The organism is Alkalibaculum sporogenes (assembly GCF_009362815.1).
GTDB lineage: Bacteria > Bacillota > Clostridia > Eubacteriales > Alkalibacteraceae > Alkalibaculum_A > Alkalibaculum_A sporogenes.
Map to the genome: position 1 here is coordinate 145,128 of NZ_WHNX01000001.1, position 17,518 is coordinate 162,645.

Here is a 17,518-nt window from a genome sequence, read left to right on the forward strand (position 1 = left end):
TACTCCTCAGACAGATAATATGTCTGAGGTAGAATCATATTATTTAAACTGCACACTGTTAATTTGTACATTTCCAATAAATTCTTCTTCGCACAAACCCAATACCGATTTTGGATCCCCGTTCACAATAATACCAATTGTATTTACCCCATTTTGTTCCAAAAAATCTAATGAAGACTTATAGTAATTATGTAGATCAAAACCAGATTCCTGCAATTTTAGAAATTTTTTATTATCTATCATTATTTTCAACAGGCTCTTTACATGGGTCTCATATAGCTCGCTAGAAGTTTGATTGTTTTGGTTCGTTATATATTCATCAACTTCATAATTTGGATATTTCTCATTTACATCGCTATATACATTACCATCTCCAACCATATCAAAACCCATAGCCATAGGAGGCCAATCATTTCTATCTTCAGCGATGCGAATACCTGCCCAGCTAAACCATATTCCAGAATCTTTATATTTACTCGATAATGCTGCTAGATCTTCCATTGATAGATCCTGGTTAAAGGATACCTTTGCCTGTATAGTTACATAAGATGGTAACTGAGATAAGTAGTTTTTCTGTAATTCAAAGTCAATTCCTCCATCGGAGTAAAATCCAAGAAAATTATCCCAATAGTTTATGGGGAAAGAAAATTCACCTCTTTTTAATTTAGCTATTTGATATTGATACTCATTTTGCATATAATTGTAACCCATTATAGTAATATCATATTCTCCTATTCCCGTTCGATCTGTAGTAATACCGATACCATTAGGTTCTGCAAAATGTAATTCATGGTATACCTCCATACATAATTCAAAATCACTCCCTTGAGAGCTCATTGTTCTTTTAAATGGATTATAAAATAGATGATCCATCAAAGGGATTGCAGTAAAATTGATGAAAATAAGAATCGAAATAACTAAACATGCAGACATAAATACAGTTCTTCTTGTTCTACGCTTCATTGATTTTTTAATTGCATATAGCTCATCTAAACTCTCTTTATTTATCATATCTTCTGGTTTGATTTTGAGTTGCTGATCTTCAAGATAATCTGAGATTACTTGGAATTTTTCAATTTCTTCTTCTACATATTTTTTTTGAGATTCTGGTATTTTTTTTGCTATATAAGCGTTCAATAATTCTTTAAAACTCATAGCCTTTTCCCTCCAAATTTTCTTTCAGTTTACGTCTTGCTCTAGAAAGCAAAGTCTTGGTATTGCTAATAGAATAGTTTGTTATATCACTTATGGATTGTATACTTAAATCTCCGAAGTAAAATAATATTAATACTTCTCTGTAATTTGTCTGAAGCGCTATAATCTCTTGATAAAGCATTTTGTCCCGCATTAACAGGCACTAAGACTCCCACTTTAAGATTTTAAGATGATAGAAAGATAAGTGGCGGATTAAGTGCCTGTAAAAGCCCGATTGGTTCTACTAATATTCAGTAGGGGATGAAGAGAACCCCTACTGAATAAAGTTTCACTTTATTTCTTTCACAAAGTATGAGTTTATTTTCAATATTTTCTGATGATACAATACTATGTAGTTCTCCTCCTGAACTATCTGTAACATGCTTTGTTTTTCGGAGTTCATCAATCCAGAGGTTTTTACATACTCTCAACAACCAAAATTTAAAATCCACCCTATTATCATCTAAGGTTAGTAAAGCTTTTACAAATGCATTACTAACAATATCCTCTGCAAGGTGAAGGTTACAACTTAATGATAGGGTATAATGATATGCTGTACTATAGTATTTATTATATAAGATTTCTATTATATTTGATTGCATTTCATTCTCCCCTCATTTAATAAACGTATGACTTAAAAAAAGGTTACACATTTTTTTAATATAATTATAAATGCTAGTATTGTGCTTTTCAGAAACGATAAATGAATAATGAATACAGTAAAATGAGATAATAAGATTATATCGTACTCTTAATTTTATAGAAAGAAAGGAAAAGTGATAAATGCAAAAAATAAGACTAAATATTGACGGTTTAGTGCAAAAAGAGACACAGGTAAGAGTCATAGACCAATTAGATGGTATCATAGGTGTACAGGATTTAAACTTGAGCGATGATGAAAAATTTATAGAGGTTTACTATGACGATCAAACATCGGAGGATGCTATCAATAGTCATTTGCAAAATAATGGATACAAAATATATAAGTAGAATATTGAAAACAAAACAACTATCAAATATTGATTGTTGTTTTGTTTTTGAGTAAGTGTATTTATAGGATTTTCTTATCATCCGATTGTCTACATAATATTAACTATTTTAGGACAACTTTTATTTGACAAACTCATAGTATAAAATAGTATAGAACTGATTAATATGTCAGATAAACACGATGGAACGAAAGAAGTCATAATTTAAAGAATAGATAAAATAACGTATGTTATATTATTATATATATAGTATAATTAAAAATATTACCAATTAATTACTAACTTCAAAATTCCAGGGAAGTATATGAGCAATTTTTTAAATGAGAAATTAAGAAGCAAAGTAAATATAATATATCCATATTTTTAGTATAAATATTCATAAAGATAGATAGAGGTGAAAAATTTTGAATCCTGCGTATAATTTAGTTATAAATAATATATATTCCTTTGGAATACTGATATTCATCTATATTCATGCAAAAAATAATAACGAAAAAATCTTTCTCCAACATAAAATCTATATATTAATGTTGAAAGTAACAGCACTGATGCTTATAGTAGATATATTTAGCAGATTTGATGGTTCCCCAGGAACATTTTATGTAGTACTAAATCAGTTTGGAAATTTTATGATTTATTTTTTGAACCCCATTGTTCCTTCACTTTGGTTACTATATGTACACTGCCAAATATTTCAAGATGAACAAAAAACAAGAAGATGGATGGATATCCTCTTATCAATTAATATGATCTACATAGGCATCTTATTATTATCACAGTTGTTTGGATGGTTTTATTATATTGACTCAAATAACATTTACCATAGAGGAACGTTTTTCTTAATCCCTGCTTTGCTTTCTGTGGGGTTAGCGATTTCAGCTATTTTTTTAATTGTAGTAAATCGTAAAAAAGTTGATCAAAAATATTATTTACCACTTTTAGCATTTCCTATTCCTCCTTTGGTGTGTACATTTTTACAGATAATTTTTTATAATATACCGTTAATATTAAATGGTCTTACATTTTCCCTACTAATTGTTTTTTTTAATATTCAAAGTCATAGTATTAATACTGATTATTTAACTGGTGCGTATAATCGCAAGAAATTAGAAACTTATATGAAAGAAAAAATTAGTACAAGTACGGAAAATGTAACCTTTTCAGCAATTTTGATAGACATAGATAAATTCAAGTCTATTAATGATACCTTTGGTCATGATATGGGAGATGATGCACTGCAAACTTCTGTAAACTTAATCAAAACATGTATTAGATCACGAGATTTTATTGCACGGTTTGGTGGTGACGAGTTTTGTATTCTCTTAGATGTAACAAATATCAAAGCGCTAGAAGCTACCACCGATAGAATTAGTAGATGTATCGAAAGACATAATAAGGTTGGGAATAGACCATATAAACTTGGATTTAGTATGGGCTATGCAGTTTATGACTATAAATCCAATATGAAAGTAGAGGATTTTATAAGATATATCGACACGTTAATGTACGAAAACAAACGTGGTATTACAATAGAGGAAAGGAAACAAAATTACGAAATTTCATATTGAATTACTGACTAGGTCACTTCTTGAAAAAATTGATATTTCCATATGACTAGTTGATAGAGTAGAATAAATACGTCTAAGATTTATTTATTTAAATATCAACCCAAATGGCTTGCTAACTGAAATTTGAATGCATATATTGAAGTTTCAAAATACATTGTAGAAGTAGTATAATTGCGGCTTCAAAATTCTACTACTTTTACGAGATAAATTTAACACTATATGAATAAAGAAAAGTACCAGGAGGAACTGTAAACATGTCTATAGAAGAAGTAAGAGGGTTTTTACAACAATATGGCAAGGCAAAAGATATACTTGAGATGAACGATTCTACAGCTACTGTAGAGTTAGCTGCACAAGCTTTAGGTATTGAACCCGCAAGAATTGCAAAATCAATATCATTGCAAGATGGAGACAGTGGAATGATTGTTGTAGTTGCAGGAGATGCAAAAATAGATAATAAAAAATTTAAAGAAGAATTTGGTTTTAAAGCAAAAATGCTTACACCTAAAGACACATTAAGCATCACTGGTCATCCAGTAGGAGGCGTATGCCCCTTTGCATTGCCAAAAAACGTAAAGGTATTTTTAGACGAATCTATGAAAAGATTTGCAACTATGTATCCTGCATGTGGAAGCCACAACTCTGCAATTGAAGTTACCTTGATAGAGCTAGAACAATATTCCCAGAGCCGAAAATGGATAGATGTGTCAAAGATTGTGACCTAACCACACATATGGCATACTTCAAATCCACCACTATGTGTGTGCGTTAATCTTGATTTGTCCCGCATTAACAGGCACTAAGACTCCCGTCGTAGGTTGCGGGCTTCTAGCTCCTTACAGTCGTTACAAGCCTCGCCAACCCTGATCGGGGAAATACCATTCAATTCATCTTACCTTTCAGCCAATATAAATCGGGTATTGCTCCCACTTCAAGATAGTAAAGAAAGATAAGTTGGGGATAAAGTACCTGTAAAAGTCGCGATACTCGCCAAATGAAAGCAAACTTTCATTTGCGTACCTTAATAACTATACAGTTAAATAGTAAACTATTTAACTGCTCCGTCATTAAGGTACTACGAAAATAAAGTTTCACTTTATCACATTACCCTATTCAATAGAACCAACAACAAATAAGGTGGATTATATGAAAAAAAATAATAATTTCAATACTCTAATCATAGTATTACACGAAATCTACGGACTAAATCAACATATGAAAACCGTTTGCGAGAAATTTTCTATGGATGGATACGATATTATATGCCCAAACTTAATCGATCAAAAGCAGCCTTTTAATTATGATCTTCAAGAAGAAGCCTATATTCATTTTAAGAATAACATTGGGTTTGATTTAGGGGTACAGCAAGTAAAATATCTATTGAAACAATCGAAAAAACAATATAGACATGTATTTTTATTAGGATATAGTATAGGTGCAACAATTGCATGGATATGTAGTAGTGAAGAAAATATGTGTGATGGGATTGTAGGATATTATGGATCGCGAATTAGAGATTATATGAATATTACTCCCGAATGTCCAGCTCTCTTGATTTTCCCCAATGAAGAAAAATCGTTTAATGTGACTGATTTAGCTGCTTCATTGAAAAAACAGAATATTGATGTACATATATTAAGGGGAAAACACGGGTTTAGTGACCCGTATTCTAAAAATTATTGTCTACAGGCTTCACAAGAAGCACAAAAAGTAGTAGATGATTTCTTAAAGAAACTAATTGGCTATTAAATGGTATATCATCGATCTATTTATTTCTCAGGAAATAACCGTAATCCGATCTATTTTTATGAATTACGACGATCTATAAATAAAAATAAAAAGAAATAAATTAGGAGAGTAATTTTTAGATATGCCTAAAAAGAAGAAGAAAACTAAGTAAGGTGATAGGAATAATGCCGAAATATGGACAGAAGAACAATATGAAGAATATTCAAGAGTTATGTATGATATTGAGTCTATAGCTGGATTCACATATGGTGGAGTACCATTTGTGATATTCAAAGAAGATAATGGTACTTATGACAATGGCAGTTCAGACGAATTACCATTTTAGATAAAATCGATATTATCCACACCAAAGTTCTGTAGGGGAGAACTGCGTTCTCCCGATATCTGAAAACATGATGTGGAAAACAGTAAGATATTAAAACGTTTAACATCCCTCATAACTAAAATCGCGACCTGTAGCCGTGGGGCTCCACTCACCATCTAATTACCCAAGTAAACATAAAACCATAACATTAACTCAAAACCCTTATAAAATAAGGAAAAAAGGCTACTTAAAGTGATACTTTAAGTAGCCTTTTTTTTGTTCAATGACATGTAAAATTATCCATGAGTTATAATAAATGTAGTATAATGAAAAATGACGGTTATAAAGTTGGGAAGATTATTACAGAAGGGGCTTACAAATGAAAGAAGTAGTAGCAGGAATACTTTATCATAATGACAAAATCCTTTTAGCACAAAGATCAATAGGTCAAAAACTAGAAGGGAAATGGGAGTTCCCAGGTGGTAAGATAGAACAACTCCCGAACAAGCCCTTGTTAGAGAGATATGTGAAGAACTTTCCATTACTATCAAAAATATAAGTTGCTATGCAGAGAGTATCTATAAATACGAATTTGGCCAAATTAAGCTGCTTGCTTATAAAGCAGAATGTCTACAACAAACTATTACATTATCTGTCCATAGTCAGATTAGGTGGGTGGAGACTAAGGAACTATTAGATTTTGATCTAGCTCCTGCGGATATACCTATAGCAGAGAAGTTGTTCAAAGCGTATCGAGGTAATGTATAAATATATTTTATTAATGGATCCTGAATATTGTCATTTAGTGAGTAGTTGCTGTGTCCAGTTTAGGGGAAATATCACCGTTTTTATTCAAACTAAATACATTAACATAGGAACAACATACTATTGTATTCTGATACTATCATCAAGTTCAACAACAATTAGGAGGAAACTCATGATTAAAGAAGGTATATATGAACAAATTATAAATCAAGAGCTTAAGGAAAAATTCAAGGAATTAGAATTAGACAAGTACTTACTTGAAAAAGAACTCATAGATGTTGAAGAGGCGAAGACAATCTTATCTACCTATATTACTAGTGTCATAAAGAAGAGCTTACGATTTATTAGAGAAAACAATAAACAAAATGACAAAGAAGCTTTGCTTTCTCAAATAAAAGCATGTAATGAACTTATTAATAGCTTAAGCATAATGGCTGAGGATAAAGAAATAGAAAGTTTTAAAATCGATGAAGAGGGAGAAATGTTAACAGCATTGTATTCTAAGATCAATAGTATTAAAGCTATTAAGACAGAAAGAGTTATCCGACCTATAACACCCCTGTCTCAGAGTTCTCTATTTACAGGCTCTAAGCAAGAACCGGATATGATGGGTGAAATGAAAAAAGAGATTCTAAGCTGTGACTCTATAGATATGTTGGTTTCTTTTATTAAATGGAGCGGACTTCGTTGTATCATAGAAGAATTAAAAGAATTTACAGATCACCCTAATCATACCTTAAGAATTATTACCACTTCCTATATGGGTGCAACGGATTATAAAGCTATTGAAGAATTAAGTAAACTAAACAATACACAAATTAAAGTATCCTACGATACAGATCGAACTAGACTACATGCAAAAGCCTACTTGTTTCAAAGAGAAACTGGTTTCACTACTGCTTATATAGGTTCTTCTAATTTATCTAATGCTGCACTTACCTCAGGTTTAGAATGGAATATTAAAGTAACAGAAAAAGATTCTTTTGACATCATCACAAAATTTAATGCTACCTTTGAAACCTATTGGAATGACGAGGAGTTTACTTCTTTCACTGGTAGTAATGAAGATCAAGAGAGATTGAAACAATCTTTAAAAAAAGAATCTAATAACAAAGAGGACATAAATTGTTATTTTGCTTTTGATATTCATCCATATTTCTATCAAAAAGAAATACTGGAACAGTTAAAAACTGAAAGAACCTTATTTCATAGATATAGAAATTTAATTGTTGCAGCTACAGGTGTTGGCAAGACAGTAATTGCTGCCTTTGATTATAAAGACTATGTTAAAGAGCACAAGAAAGAAAATAACAGACTCTTATTTATAGCACATCGAGAAGAAATATTAAAGCAGAGTATGAGTACGTTCAGAGCCATTTTAAAGAATAATAACTTTGGAGATCTATATGTAGGTGGTAATGTTCCTAGTACCTTAGATCATTTATTTATGAGTATACAAAGCTTTAATTCAACTAAACTCTATGAAAAAACAACTCCAGATTTCTATGATTTTATCATCGTGGATGAATTCCATCATGCAGAGGCACCTTCTTACAAAAGGTTGTTAGATTATTACTCTCCCAAAATTCTATTAGGGTTAACTGCTACGCCAGAAAGAATGGATGGCAAGAATGTTCTAGAACATTTTGACGATAGAATAGCAGCAGAAATGAGACTTCCAGAAGCAATTGATAAAAAACTACTCAGCCCTTTCCAATACTTTGCTATCTCGGATACCATTGATCTTTCAAAGGTAAAATGGACTAGGGGTGGATATGATACAAAAGAATTGGAAAATGTATATACCAGTAATGATCTAAGAGTAACAGGGATTATCACTAGTTTAAATAAATATGTGACAAATATAAATGACGTGATGGGCTTAGGATTTTGCGTCAGTGTACAACATGCTAAGTACATGGCAAATAAATTTAATCAGAGCGGAATACCCTCTATTGCAGTGCTAGGGGAGACCCATAATGATGAAAGAAATGACGCTAAACGAAAACTAACAAGTGGAGAAGTAAGGTTCATTTTTACTGTTGATTTATATAATGAAGGAGTTGATATTCCTCAAATCAATACAGTCTTGTTCCTTAGACCAACAGAAAGTTTAACCGTATTTCTACAACAACTCGGAAGAGGGTTACGGTTAAGCGAGGAGAAAGACTGTCTCACAGTTCTTGATTTTGTAGGACAAGCACATACGAACTATGACTTTGAGCAAAAATTTAAAGCCTTAGAAGGAAGATCAAAACATTCAGTGGAATATGGTATAGAAAATGGATTTATCAACTTACCAAAAGGTTGTTATATCTATCTAGAAAAACAAGCAAAAGAATATATATTGAGAAATATTAAAGCTGCAAAAATTACGAAAACTCGTCTAATTAGCAAAATGAGATGCTTTAAACAAGATGCACAGAAAGAACTAACTTTAACAAATTTCCTAGAATTTTATCATTACTCACTTACAGATTTATATGGCTCAAATGGAAATAGAAGTTTTCAAAGAATGATGGTAGAGGCAGGAGTAAAGGATGATTTTAATAACAAAGAGGAAGAGTTAATTACAAAACGATTAAAGAACTTATTTCATCTAAATTCTAGAAAATTGATCGAGTTTGCAGTACGAGAATTTACCTCCAATTTTGAGACAAGAACATACTCTACGGAAGAATCAAGAATGTTAGGAGTAATCTATTACAGTATTTACACAGAAACTCCACAAAAATTAGGATATGAAAGTTTTCGACAACCATTACAAGATTTATATGAAAACAATAAAGAAATGATGCAAGAAGCTGTAGAAATACTTGAGTACAATTATTCCCACATTAAATTTATAGATAAGACAGTAGATTTAGGAGAACCTTGTCCTTTAGCACTTCACTGTACATACTCTACAGATCAAATCATGGCAGGCTTTGGTTACTATGATGAAGAAAAGAAACCAGCTTTTAGAGAAGGAGTGAAGTATTTTAGTAATTCAAAAGTAGATGCGTTCTTTATTACCTTGAATAAATCTGAAAAAGACTACTCTCCATCTACACTATACGAGGATTACGCCATAAACGAAAAACTATTCCATTGGCAAAGCCAGAGCAGAACATCAGTCGGAAGTAATACAGGTCAACGCTATATTAACCATCTGAAGACAGGAAATAAAATCGTCTTATTTGTGAGAGAAAACAAAAAACAAGATGGACTTACCGCTCCCTATACTTATTTAGGAGAAGCAGAGTATGTCAAACATAGCGGGAATACGCCTATAAGCTTCGTATGGAAATTGAAGGATGAGATCCCAGCATGGATGATGAAGGCTGCGAATAAGGGGGTTGTTTAGCTATATACACTAACTTAAATCATATAGGTAAATATTAGTAGCAGCATAGGTGGTTTTTAAATTTATATTATTTTATGGAGGTACACATAATGTCGAGTTCTTTTAAATCTAATGATACAAATGTAGCGGATATTCTAAAACTAATAGCAAATGGAGAAAATCAGCTACCTGACTTCCAGCGTGGTTGGGTGTGGGATGATAACAGAATTAAAGCCTTAATAGCAAGTATTTCAAATTCTTATCCTGTTGGTGCACTTATGTTTTTAGAGTATGGAGGTGATAATGTAAGATTTAAATATCGTCTATTTGAAGGTGCAAAAGCTGATGGGAAACCAGACGTTTTAGTTTTGGATGGTCAACAAAGACTAACTTCTATTTTTGGATCTATGTATTGTCGCGATGCAGTTAGCACACGTACAGATAAGAATAAAGCGATAAAAAGATTCTATTATCTAGATATAAATAAGTGTTTAAACAGTACAGTTGATAGGGATGAAGCAATTTTATCAATACCTCAAGACAAAATGTTAAAGTCGGATTTTGGCAGAAAAATTGACCTCGACTTGAGTATAAGAAAAAAAGAGTTTGAGAATCATATGTTCCCATTAAATATTGTTTATGATCTAATTGCTTGCGCTATGTGGCAGAATGAATATCAAGCATATCATAATTATGCACCTGAGATTCTTCAAAGGTACGCTAAATTTAATGTTGATGTTTTGGTACCTATTCAAACTTATAAGGTACCGGTTATAACGTTGGATAAAACTACTCCAAAGGAAGCTGTATGTCAGGTTTTTGAAAACGTAAATACAGGGGGCGTATCATTGACCGTATTTGAGTTAATTACGGCCACTTTTGCTGCTGATAATTTTGAATTAAGAAAAGACTGGGATAAACGTCATGAAGATTTTATAAATAAGTCTGCGCTGTCTGTAAACAATCTCAACCAAGCAGTTTTAGCAGTGGTATCATCTACTGATTTTTTGACTGCAATTACTCTGTTAACTAGATATAATATTAAGAAAAATGGTGGTGAAGCAGTAAGTTGCAAAAGAAAAGATGTGTTAAGATTATCTCTTATAGATTATAAGCAGTATGCTAACCAACTTTCAGAAGGACTTATAAAGTCAGCTACGTTTCTTAAAGAACAGAGAATTTTTTCGGCTAGAGATCTACCATATAGTACGCAATTAATTCCAATGGCAGTGGTTTTTGCTTTGCTTGGGAACAAGACTAATGATGTTACTGTTAAAGACAAAATTGCTCGTTGGTACTGGTGTGGTGTCTTTGGTGAAATGTATGGCGGTGCCAATGAAACAAGGTATGCAAATGACGTCGTTGGACTTATGTCTTGGATAGAGGAAAATGGCAGTGAACCAGAAACGGTTAGTAGAGCATTTTTTAATCCCACCCGTTTGCTATCTTTGCAAACAAGGTTGAGCGCTGCGTATAAAGGAGTAATGGCACTTATTTTACATGCAGGAGCACAGGACTTTATTAGTGGGAGTGCTATGGATTTTACAACTTTCCTCGATGAAAGTACAGATATCCATCATATTTTCCCGCATGCATATTGCGAAGGACAATGTATTGAGAGGGTGAAATGGAACTCAATTATTAATAAAACTCCATTGTTTGCCCGTACCAATCGAATTTTAGGTGGTAACGCACCTAGTTCATATATTAATTATATTAAAAAAAATGGTCATGTTACTTCGGTACAGTTAGATAAACATATAGCTAGCCATCTGATTGATGTAGCTTCTATTCGGTCTGATAATTTCAATCAATTTATTATTTGCAGGGCAAAGGCACTGTTAGATTTGATTGGTTCTGCAATGGGTAAGACAATCACCAATCGTGATAGTGATGAAGTAATAGCGGCATTTGGGCAGAAACTATAGTTTGACTAATAAATACTTTTATGTGCTTAAATGTATATGGTGATTTTGACCCAATAGGCTATGAAGCTATAGATATCGCGAATGGAGACCTTTATGCTCTAAAATTTTAAGTAAAAATATAGCTAGCTAAAATGTGGAGGGGATACATAATGAGTATTTGGTTGTTTCGAGCAGGTAAAAATGGAGAGTTCGAAGAGAAATTTTTGACAGATAATAGAGTATATTTAACCTGGATAGATTTAAATTTTGATCTGTCATTGGTGGCAAAAAAGCAAGACTTGTATAAGACTTTAGTTAGCCATTATAATTTAGAAAAAGAAAAAACAGCTATAAACTGGGCTTCGCAAATTTGGCCAATTGCCCATAGAATGGGAATTGGAGACTGGGTTGTTTTACCTTCGAAAGTAAATAGAACAATACATTTTGGTAAAATAATTGGAGAGTACAATTATAATGAATCATTAGGTAGTCCATATTATCATTATCGTGATGTTAAATGGTTTGCAGTTGATATTCCAAGAGATAAATTTGATCAAGATATTTTGTATTCTTTAGGCGCTTTTATGACAGTATGTAAAATACACAAAAATGATGCAGAAATTCGTATAAAAGAGATGTATAAAAATGGTTGGAAATCAAAAAATGTTTATCCGATTATTGGAAATGAAAATGGAGAGAGCATTGAAGAGAGTATTGAAGACAATATCCCTATTGACCTAAATGAATTTATATTTGATAGAATTTCGGAACGAATTATACGAAGATTTAAAGGTCATGAGATGGAACATTTGATTGAAGAAATCCTAAAAGCTAAAGGGTTTACAACATATAGGAGTCCAGAAGGTGCAGATTTTGGAGTGGATTTACTAGCATCAGCCGATACACTAGGTTTTGGTTCGCCAAGAATTTGTGTTCAAGTAAAAAGTACTGATGGAACGGTAGACAGACCAACATTAGATCAATTAATTGGAACAATGAGCAACTTTAATGCTGATTTTGGTCTATTAGTATCGTGGAGTGGATTTAAGAGTTCTGTTATTAAAGAAATTCCAAAGCAATTCTTCAAAGTAAGATTATGGGATTCTAAAAAGATTATTCAAGAAATATTTGAAAACTATGAAAATTTAAGTGATCAGATTAAAGCAGAGATTCCTTTGAAAAGGGTCTGGATGCTTAATGAAGATGAATAATAAAGTATTATAATGAGATCTACTGTATCGAAAGAATAACTTGGAACTGGGTACTAATGGTACCAATAAATGAAGAAATGAGGGAGCTAGCGATATACAGTTAAAAAGTAATGAATTGGTGAATTTAAAATAACTTTGGTAAATTGAAACTAAATTCTATCTAGGAAGTAGGTCGGAAAATAATAAATTCAGATAAAAACCTTATCATTGTAAAAAACGAAGATAAAACAGCTCAAATTGAAAAATGGGATTATACGAATACAAAATATAATATAACTTTTTGTGGTGGAAAAACATACAGTTATAGTTATCAAAATGTGGAGTTTGATAAAGATCCAGTTCCATTGGATATAAAGAATTTACTAATTTCATATCAGGGAAAGGTGCTCTATAAAATAGTGAAGGCATTGCAATTCTCAAAGTATACAAGAATATATTTTGAAAGTAGACATACGGAAACATATGAAAACAGTAGATTATCATTTGTAAAATCTGCCTTAGCAAAGGAGAGTTCAAACAATATATTTCAGTATTTTAAAGAAATAGCACATAAAGTTAGTTTAAAAACAGATGACGGGACGAACATATTAGGAAATAGATATAAGAAGATAGATTTTATTAGACCAGATAGTGTATTAGCTTCATATTTGTCAGGGGAAATTAATGAGAAAAAAGATTTCCGGAATTTAGATATCATATATCCTTTTGGTTTTAATGCAAGCCAGAAACAAGCCGTAGAGAATGCTATGAATAACCAGGTAAGCATTGTCGAAGGCCCTCCAGGTACTGGGAAGACTCAAACCATTTTAAATATCGTTGCAAATGCTGTAATAAAAGGAAAGAGTATTGCTGTTGTTTCAAGCAATAATGAAGCAACAAAAAATGTGTTTGATAAACTTGCAAAGAATGATGTGTCATTTATTGCAGCGTATCTTGGAAGTGGAAAGAATAAACAAGAATTTGTTGATTCTCAAAGTGGATGCTTGCCTGAATTTTCAGGTTGGGAAAGAAGTATTCAAGAGAATGAGGATATCCAGTCAAAATTATTAGAATTGGCGAAAAATCTTGATGTAATGCTTGTTAATAAAAATCAGTTATCGGCGTTACAGCAGGAACAAGATGTAGTCCTTACAGAAAAAGAGCATTTTGAAGAATATTACGATAAAATCAATCAGGAACAGATAAATATTAAAGCTCGTAAAATTCTAAAGCCGAAAGCTGTATTAAAACTCTTAATTGAATTGGAAAATAGAAATGTAGACAGTCGTATATCCTTCTTTCGCAAAGTTGCATATGCCTTTAAATATGGTATATGGGATAAAAGCTTCTATTTAGCAGAAAACAGTGTAAGGATTGCTATCTGTCAGAAGTTATTTTATACATTAAAAATTAGTGAGTTAAAGCAAGCTGTAAACAAATTAGAAAATGAGTTAGAACATTATAATTTTATAGAGCGTATGAACGAATATTCCGAACTGTCCATGAAACTTTTTAAATCGTATTTGCACAAGAAGTATGCAGGAATGAATGAACGAAAATTATATAAAGTGGATGATTTATGGAAAAATTCAGAAGAATTTATTATCAATTACCCAGTTGTCCTCAGTACAACATATTCTTTACGAAGCAGTTTGTCTAGTAAATTAGTATACGATTATGTGATTGTGGATGAGGCTTCACAGGTTGATTTGGCAACAGGTGTACTTGCACTTTCCTGTGCGAAGAATACAGTAATTGTAGGAGATCTAAATCAGCTGCCAAATGTAATAAAGGATGAAACGAAGAAAGAAACAAACTCGATTTTCGAAAGATATAACCTTTCTGCGAAATACAATTATTCCATGCATAGTCTTTTATCCTCCGTTAGTGCAGTATTTGAAGATGTAGAACGTATTATGTTAAGGGAACATTATCGTTGTCATCCGAAGATCATAGGATTCTGCAATCAGAAATTTTATGATAATCAGCTCATTATATTGACAGAACCGAAAACGGATAAAGAACCCCTTGTTGTCTATAAAACAGTTGCTGGTAATCATAGCCGGGATCGTATGAATCTTCGTCAAATTGATGTTATTGAGAAAGAAGTAATACCGGAGCAGAAACTTAATGTTGATATAGATTCTATTGGAATTGTGACACCATATAGAAATCAAACAGAACATCTTCAGCAAGTTTTTAAGAATACAAAGGTAAAGGCCGATACAGTAGATAAATTCCAAGGGCAAGAGCGGAATATTGTTATTTTGTCTACTGTAGATGATGAAATAACGGATTTTACAGATGACCCTAATAGATTAAATGTAGCTGTTTCAAGAGCAATTGACCAGCTGATCGTGGTTACAGATGGAAACGATCCGAAAAGAAATACAAACATAGGTGATTTGATTGGCTATATTAAATATAACAACTGTGAAATCATAGATAGCAAGCTCTACTCCATATTTGATTATTTATACAAATATTATGAGGAACAACGGAAAGTGTTTTTGAGAAAAACAAAGCGAGTTTCCGAATATGACAGTGAAAATCTGATGTATGGATTAATTATGGAAGTGCTGCAAGGAGATTTTAGAAAATATGATGTAGCGGTACATGTGCCATTAAGAATGATCGTTAGGGAATCTCTACTTTTAACAAATGAAGAAAATAGATATGTTCTGAATGAGAATACTCACGTGGATTTCTTGATTTATTCTAAAATAGTTCATCAGCCAGTATTAGTTATAGAAGTAGATGGATATGAATTCCATAAAGCAGGAACTGTGCAGATAGATAGAGATATTAAGAAAAATGCTATTCTGGAAAAAAGCAAGCTACCATATATTAGATTTGCAACCAATGGTAGTGAAGAAAAGGAAAAGTTATATGAGAAATTGAAATCAATACTATAATTATAGTTGATTATGTAATTTAAGTAGCTTAGAAAAGAAATATTCAACGGTTGCAATGATATGTAAAATTATCCATACTTGATTTTAAATGTAGTATAATAAAAGATATCGATTACAAATAGTGTCGAATTTTGAACTAAGGTGATAATGAATTCCTAATAAGGGGTAATATCGGCGGTGCGGGTTAGATTTATTTTATCAAATCAACTACATGAATCGATACAGTAAGTCCCGCCTCTAGCGTAACTGTAGAGACTAAAATTTGAGATATGTCCCGTAGGTTTATGGTGACATTCTAAAAGATAACGGCCTTGAATGGGGCACGGAATTTATGCGGAATGGTGATGTTTCAAATTTGAATGCACAGTGTGTGCTTGCACGTGTTAGATGCTACCAGATACTTTTTTGTAGATAAGCTTTATGAGTCTGACTTAAGAAGATAGCTCCAAGAGCTCCAATGGGCTCACGAGTATTTGATTTAACACAAATTCTGGAGACTGAGAAGCTGCCTGGAACTCAGGAAATTGCAGAACAGCTTGCTACAAAGACATGGAGTTAATCACTGGAGGGAACGGATATGTATGTGGATTCATTGGAAAAACGCCAAGCTAGAGGTAATGAAATAAGACTTGTAACTGCAGCTTTGTATGAAGCAAAAGTTAAGGACGAAGAAATCCTGCGAGTATTGATGAATGTATGTGATGCAGATAGAAAGGAAGCAACTAATGCGTTTCGTAAAGAAAAGTTCATGTTGTACCCTTGTAGAGAATTGTATCAATACTTGATTCTAGAAAAAGGCTTTGAAGAACATGACGCTGATGTGTTTATACACAATAAAGCCACACGCGTGTTGGCGGACAATAGAGAGCTAAGTAAATTATCACCAGCTAAAATGTTTGAGGCTATTAATAAGGCTAAAAAATAGTGGAGGAAAACTAATGGCTAAAAGAGACTGTTATGATGTGCTCGTTATACTTACAAATAATGTGGCTCTTATATGGAAAGAAGCTCATGGGATAGCACCGGATACGGTGGCAGATAAGCTGGACGATGCTATGCTTGAATGGCAAAGCGAATTAACTAAAACATTGAAAATTTGGATTGATAAAGATCTCACAATAACTACAGGTGAGCTGATTCTTGCATGTGCAAATCTGGGTGCAGTCGTTGAGTCGTGGCTTAAATTCTTTTACTGTGTTTATTATGAAGATTATTGCAAGAGCCCGATTACAAATAATAAAGGTAAAATGATAGCGCCGGAAAAAGCGTCGTTCAATAATCTTAAAGACTTTAGTAGTGGAAAGCTATGGGCTGATGTGAATTCACCAGAGTACGCTTGGGTTGATTCAGTGCAGCATAAAAGAAATTCGATTCATTCATTTAAGTATAGCGATATAGGAACACCACAGGGTTTTCTGGATGATATTGATTACCTATATGACTTTGTAGATAATGTGCTCTCACACTTGCCGCCGCTTGAGGACTTTATTGAAGTGTACCCGGCTGGATATGTGATGAATCCATATTTTAATTGATATGTTTCCGCACACTGCGAAAGAACTAAAAAAAGGTTGACCTGTTTCCGAGAACCCCGACATCAATAATGGCAACT

15 protein-coding genes are annotated in these 17,518 nt (G+C 32.5%); 12 read left to right on the forward strand and 3 right to left on the reverse strand.

Annotated elements, in window-relative coordinates; translation table 11 throughout:
- Positions 1-39: 39 nt before the first annotated feature.
- The 3 genes from GC105_RS00705 to GC105_RS00715 all read right to left on the reverse strand — a co-directional run bounded on the left by GC105_RS00705 (position 40) and on the right by GC105_RS00715 (position 1,796).
- On the reverse strand, positions 40-1,155 hold the full coding sequence (locus tag GC105_RS00705) for an anti sigma factor C-terminal domain-containing protein (RefSeq protein WP_152800676.1): 1,116 nt from the start codon (positions 1,153-1,155) through the stop codon (positions 40-42).
- On the reverse strand, positions 1,145-1,348 hold the full coding sequence (locus tag GC105_RS00710; RefSeq protein WP_152800678.1) for an RNA polymerase sigma factor: 204 nt from the start codon (positions 1,346-1,348) through the stop codon (positions 1,145-1,147). Before GC105_RS00710 ends, GC105_RS00705 begins: the two co-directional genes overlap by 11 nt.
- Before the next feature lie 97 nt (positions 1,349-1,445).
- On the reverse strand, positions 1,446-1,796 hold the full coding sequence (locus tag GC105_RS00715; protein ID WP_152800680.1) for a sigma-70 family RNA polymerase sigma factor: 351 nt from the start codon (positions 1,794-1,796) through the stop codon (positions 1,446-1,448).
- A 181-nt stretch (positions 1,797-1,977) separates the two neighbouring features.
- Between GC105_RS00715 and GC105_RS00720 the strand changes: the two genes are divergently transcribed.
- The 12 genes from GC105_RS00720 to GC105_RS00770 all read left to right on the forward strand — a co-directional run bounded on the left by GC105_RS00720 (position 1,978) and on the right by GC105_RS00770 (position 17,441).
- Positions 1,978-2,184, forward strand: a complete 207-nt coding sequence (locus GC105_RS00720) for a hypothetical protein (protein WP_152800682.1) — start codon at positions 1,978-1,980, stop codon at positions 2,182-2,184.
- 526 nt (positions 2,185-2,710) lie between these two features.
- Positions 2,711-3,751: a GGDEF domain-containing protein gene (locus GC105_RS00725; RefSeq protein WP_193708213.1), complete on the forward strand. Its 1,041-nt coding sequence runs from the start codon at positions 2,711-2,713 to the stop codon at positions 3,749-3,751.
- A 254-nt stretch (positions 3,752-4,005) separates the two neighbouring features.
- Positions 4,006-4,476 carry a YbaK/EbsC family protein gene (locus GC105_RS00730; protein WP_152800686.1) on the forward strand — a complete coding sequence of 157 codons (471 nt, stop codon included), beginning with the start codon at positions 4,006-4,008 and terminating at the stop codon, positions 4,474-4,476.
- Between the two features lie 421 nt (positions 4,477-4,897).
- Positions 4,898-5,500 carry a dienelactone hydrolase family protein gene (locus tag GC105_RS00735; protein ID WP_152800688.1) on the forward strand — a complete coding sequence of 201 codons (603 nt, stop codon included), beginning with the start codon at positions 4,898-4,900 and terminating at the stop codon, positions 5,498-5,500.
- Between the two features lie 683 nt (positions 5,501-6,183).
- Positions 6,184-6,363, forward strand: a complete 180-nt coding sequence (locus GC105_RS17560) for an NUDIX domain-containing protein (RefSeq protein ID WP_343029911.1) — start codon at positions 6,184-6,186, stop codon at positions 6,361-6,363.
- Positions 6,360-6,572: an NUDIX hydrolase gene (locus GC105_RS17565; RefSeq protein ID WP_343029916.1), complete on the forward strand. Its 213-nt coding sequence runs from the start codon at positions 6,360-6,362 to the stop codon at positions 6,570-6,572. Before GC105_RS17560 ends, GC105_RS17565 begins: the two co-directional genes overlap by 4 nt.
- Positions 6,573-6,741: 169 nt before the next feature.
- Complete coding sequence (locus GC105_RS00745; RefSeq protein WP_152800690.1) at positions 6,742-9,915, forward strand: DUF3427 domain-containing protein; 3,174 nt, start codon at positions 6,742-6,744, stop codon at positions 9,913-9,915.
- Positions 9,916-10,004: 89 nt separating this feature from the next.
- Positions 10,005-11,822, forward strand: coding sequence for a GmrSD restriction endonuclease domain-containing protein (locus GC105_RS00750; RefSeq protein ID WP_207706915.1), 1,818 nt, complete (start codon positions 10,005-10,007; stop codon positions 11,820-11,822).
- 149 nt (positions 11,823-11,971) lie between these two features.
- Entirely contained in the window at positions 11,972-13,012 is a 1,041-nt protein-coding gene (locus GC105_RS00755) for a restriction endonuclease (protein WP_152800694.1), read from the forward strand.
- Positions 13,013-13,329: 317 nt separating this feature from the next.
- Positions 13,330-15,906 carry an AAA domain-containing protein gene (locus GC105_RS00760; RefSeq protein ID WP_193708214.1) on the forward strand — a complete coding sequence of 859 codons (2,577 nt, stop codon included), beginning with the start codon at positions 13,330-13,332 and terminating at the stop codon, positions 15,904-15,906.
- Positions 15,907-16,483: 577 nt separating this feature from the next.
- Positions 16,484-16,831 carry a hypothetical protein gene (locus GC105_RS00765; RefSeq protein ID WP_152800698.1) on the forward strand — a complete coding sequence of 116 codons (348 nt, stop codon included), beginning with the start codon at positions 16,484-16,486 and terminating at the stop codon, positions 16,829-16,831.
- 13 nt (positions 16,832-16,844) lie between these two features.
- A complete protein-coding gene (locus GC105_RS00770) occupies positions 16,845-17,441 on the forward strand; it encodes a hypothetical protein (RefSeq protein WP_152800700.1) in 597 nt (198 codons plus the stop codon).
- Positions 17,442-17,518: the final 77 nt, after the last annotated feature.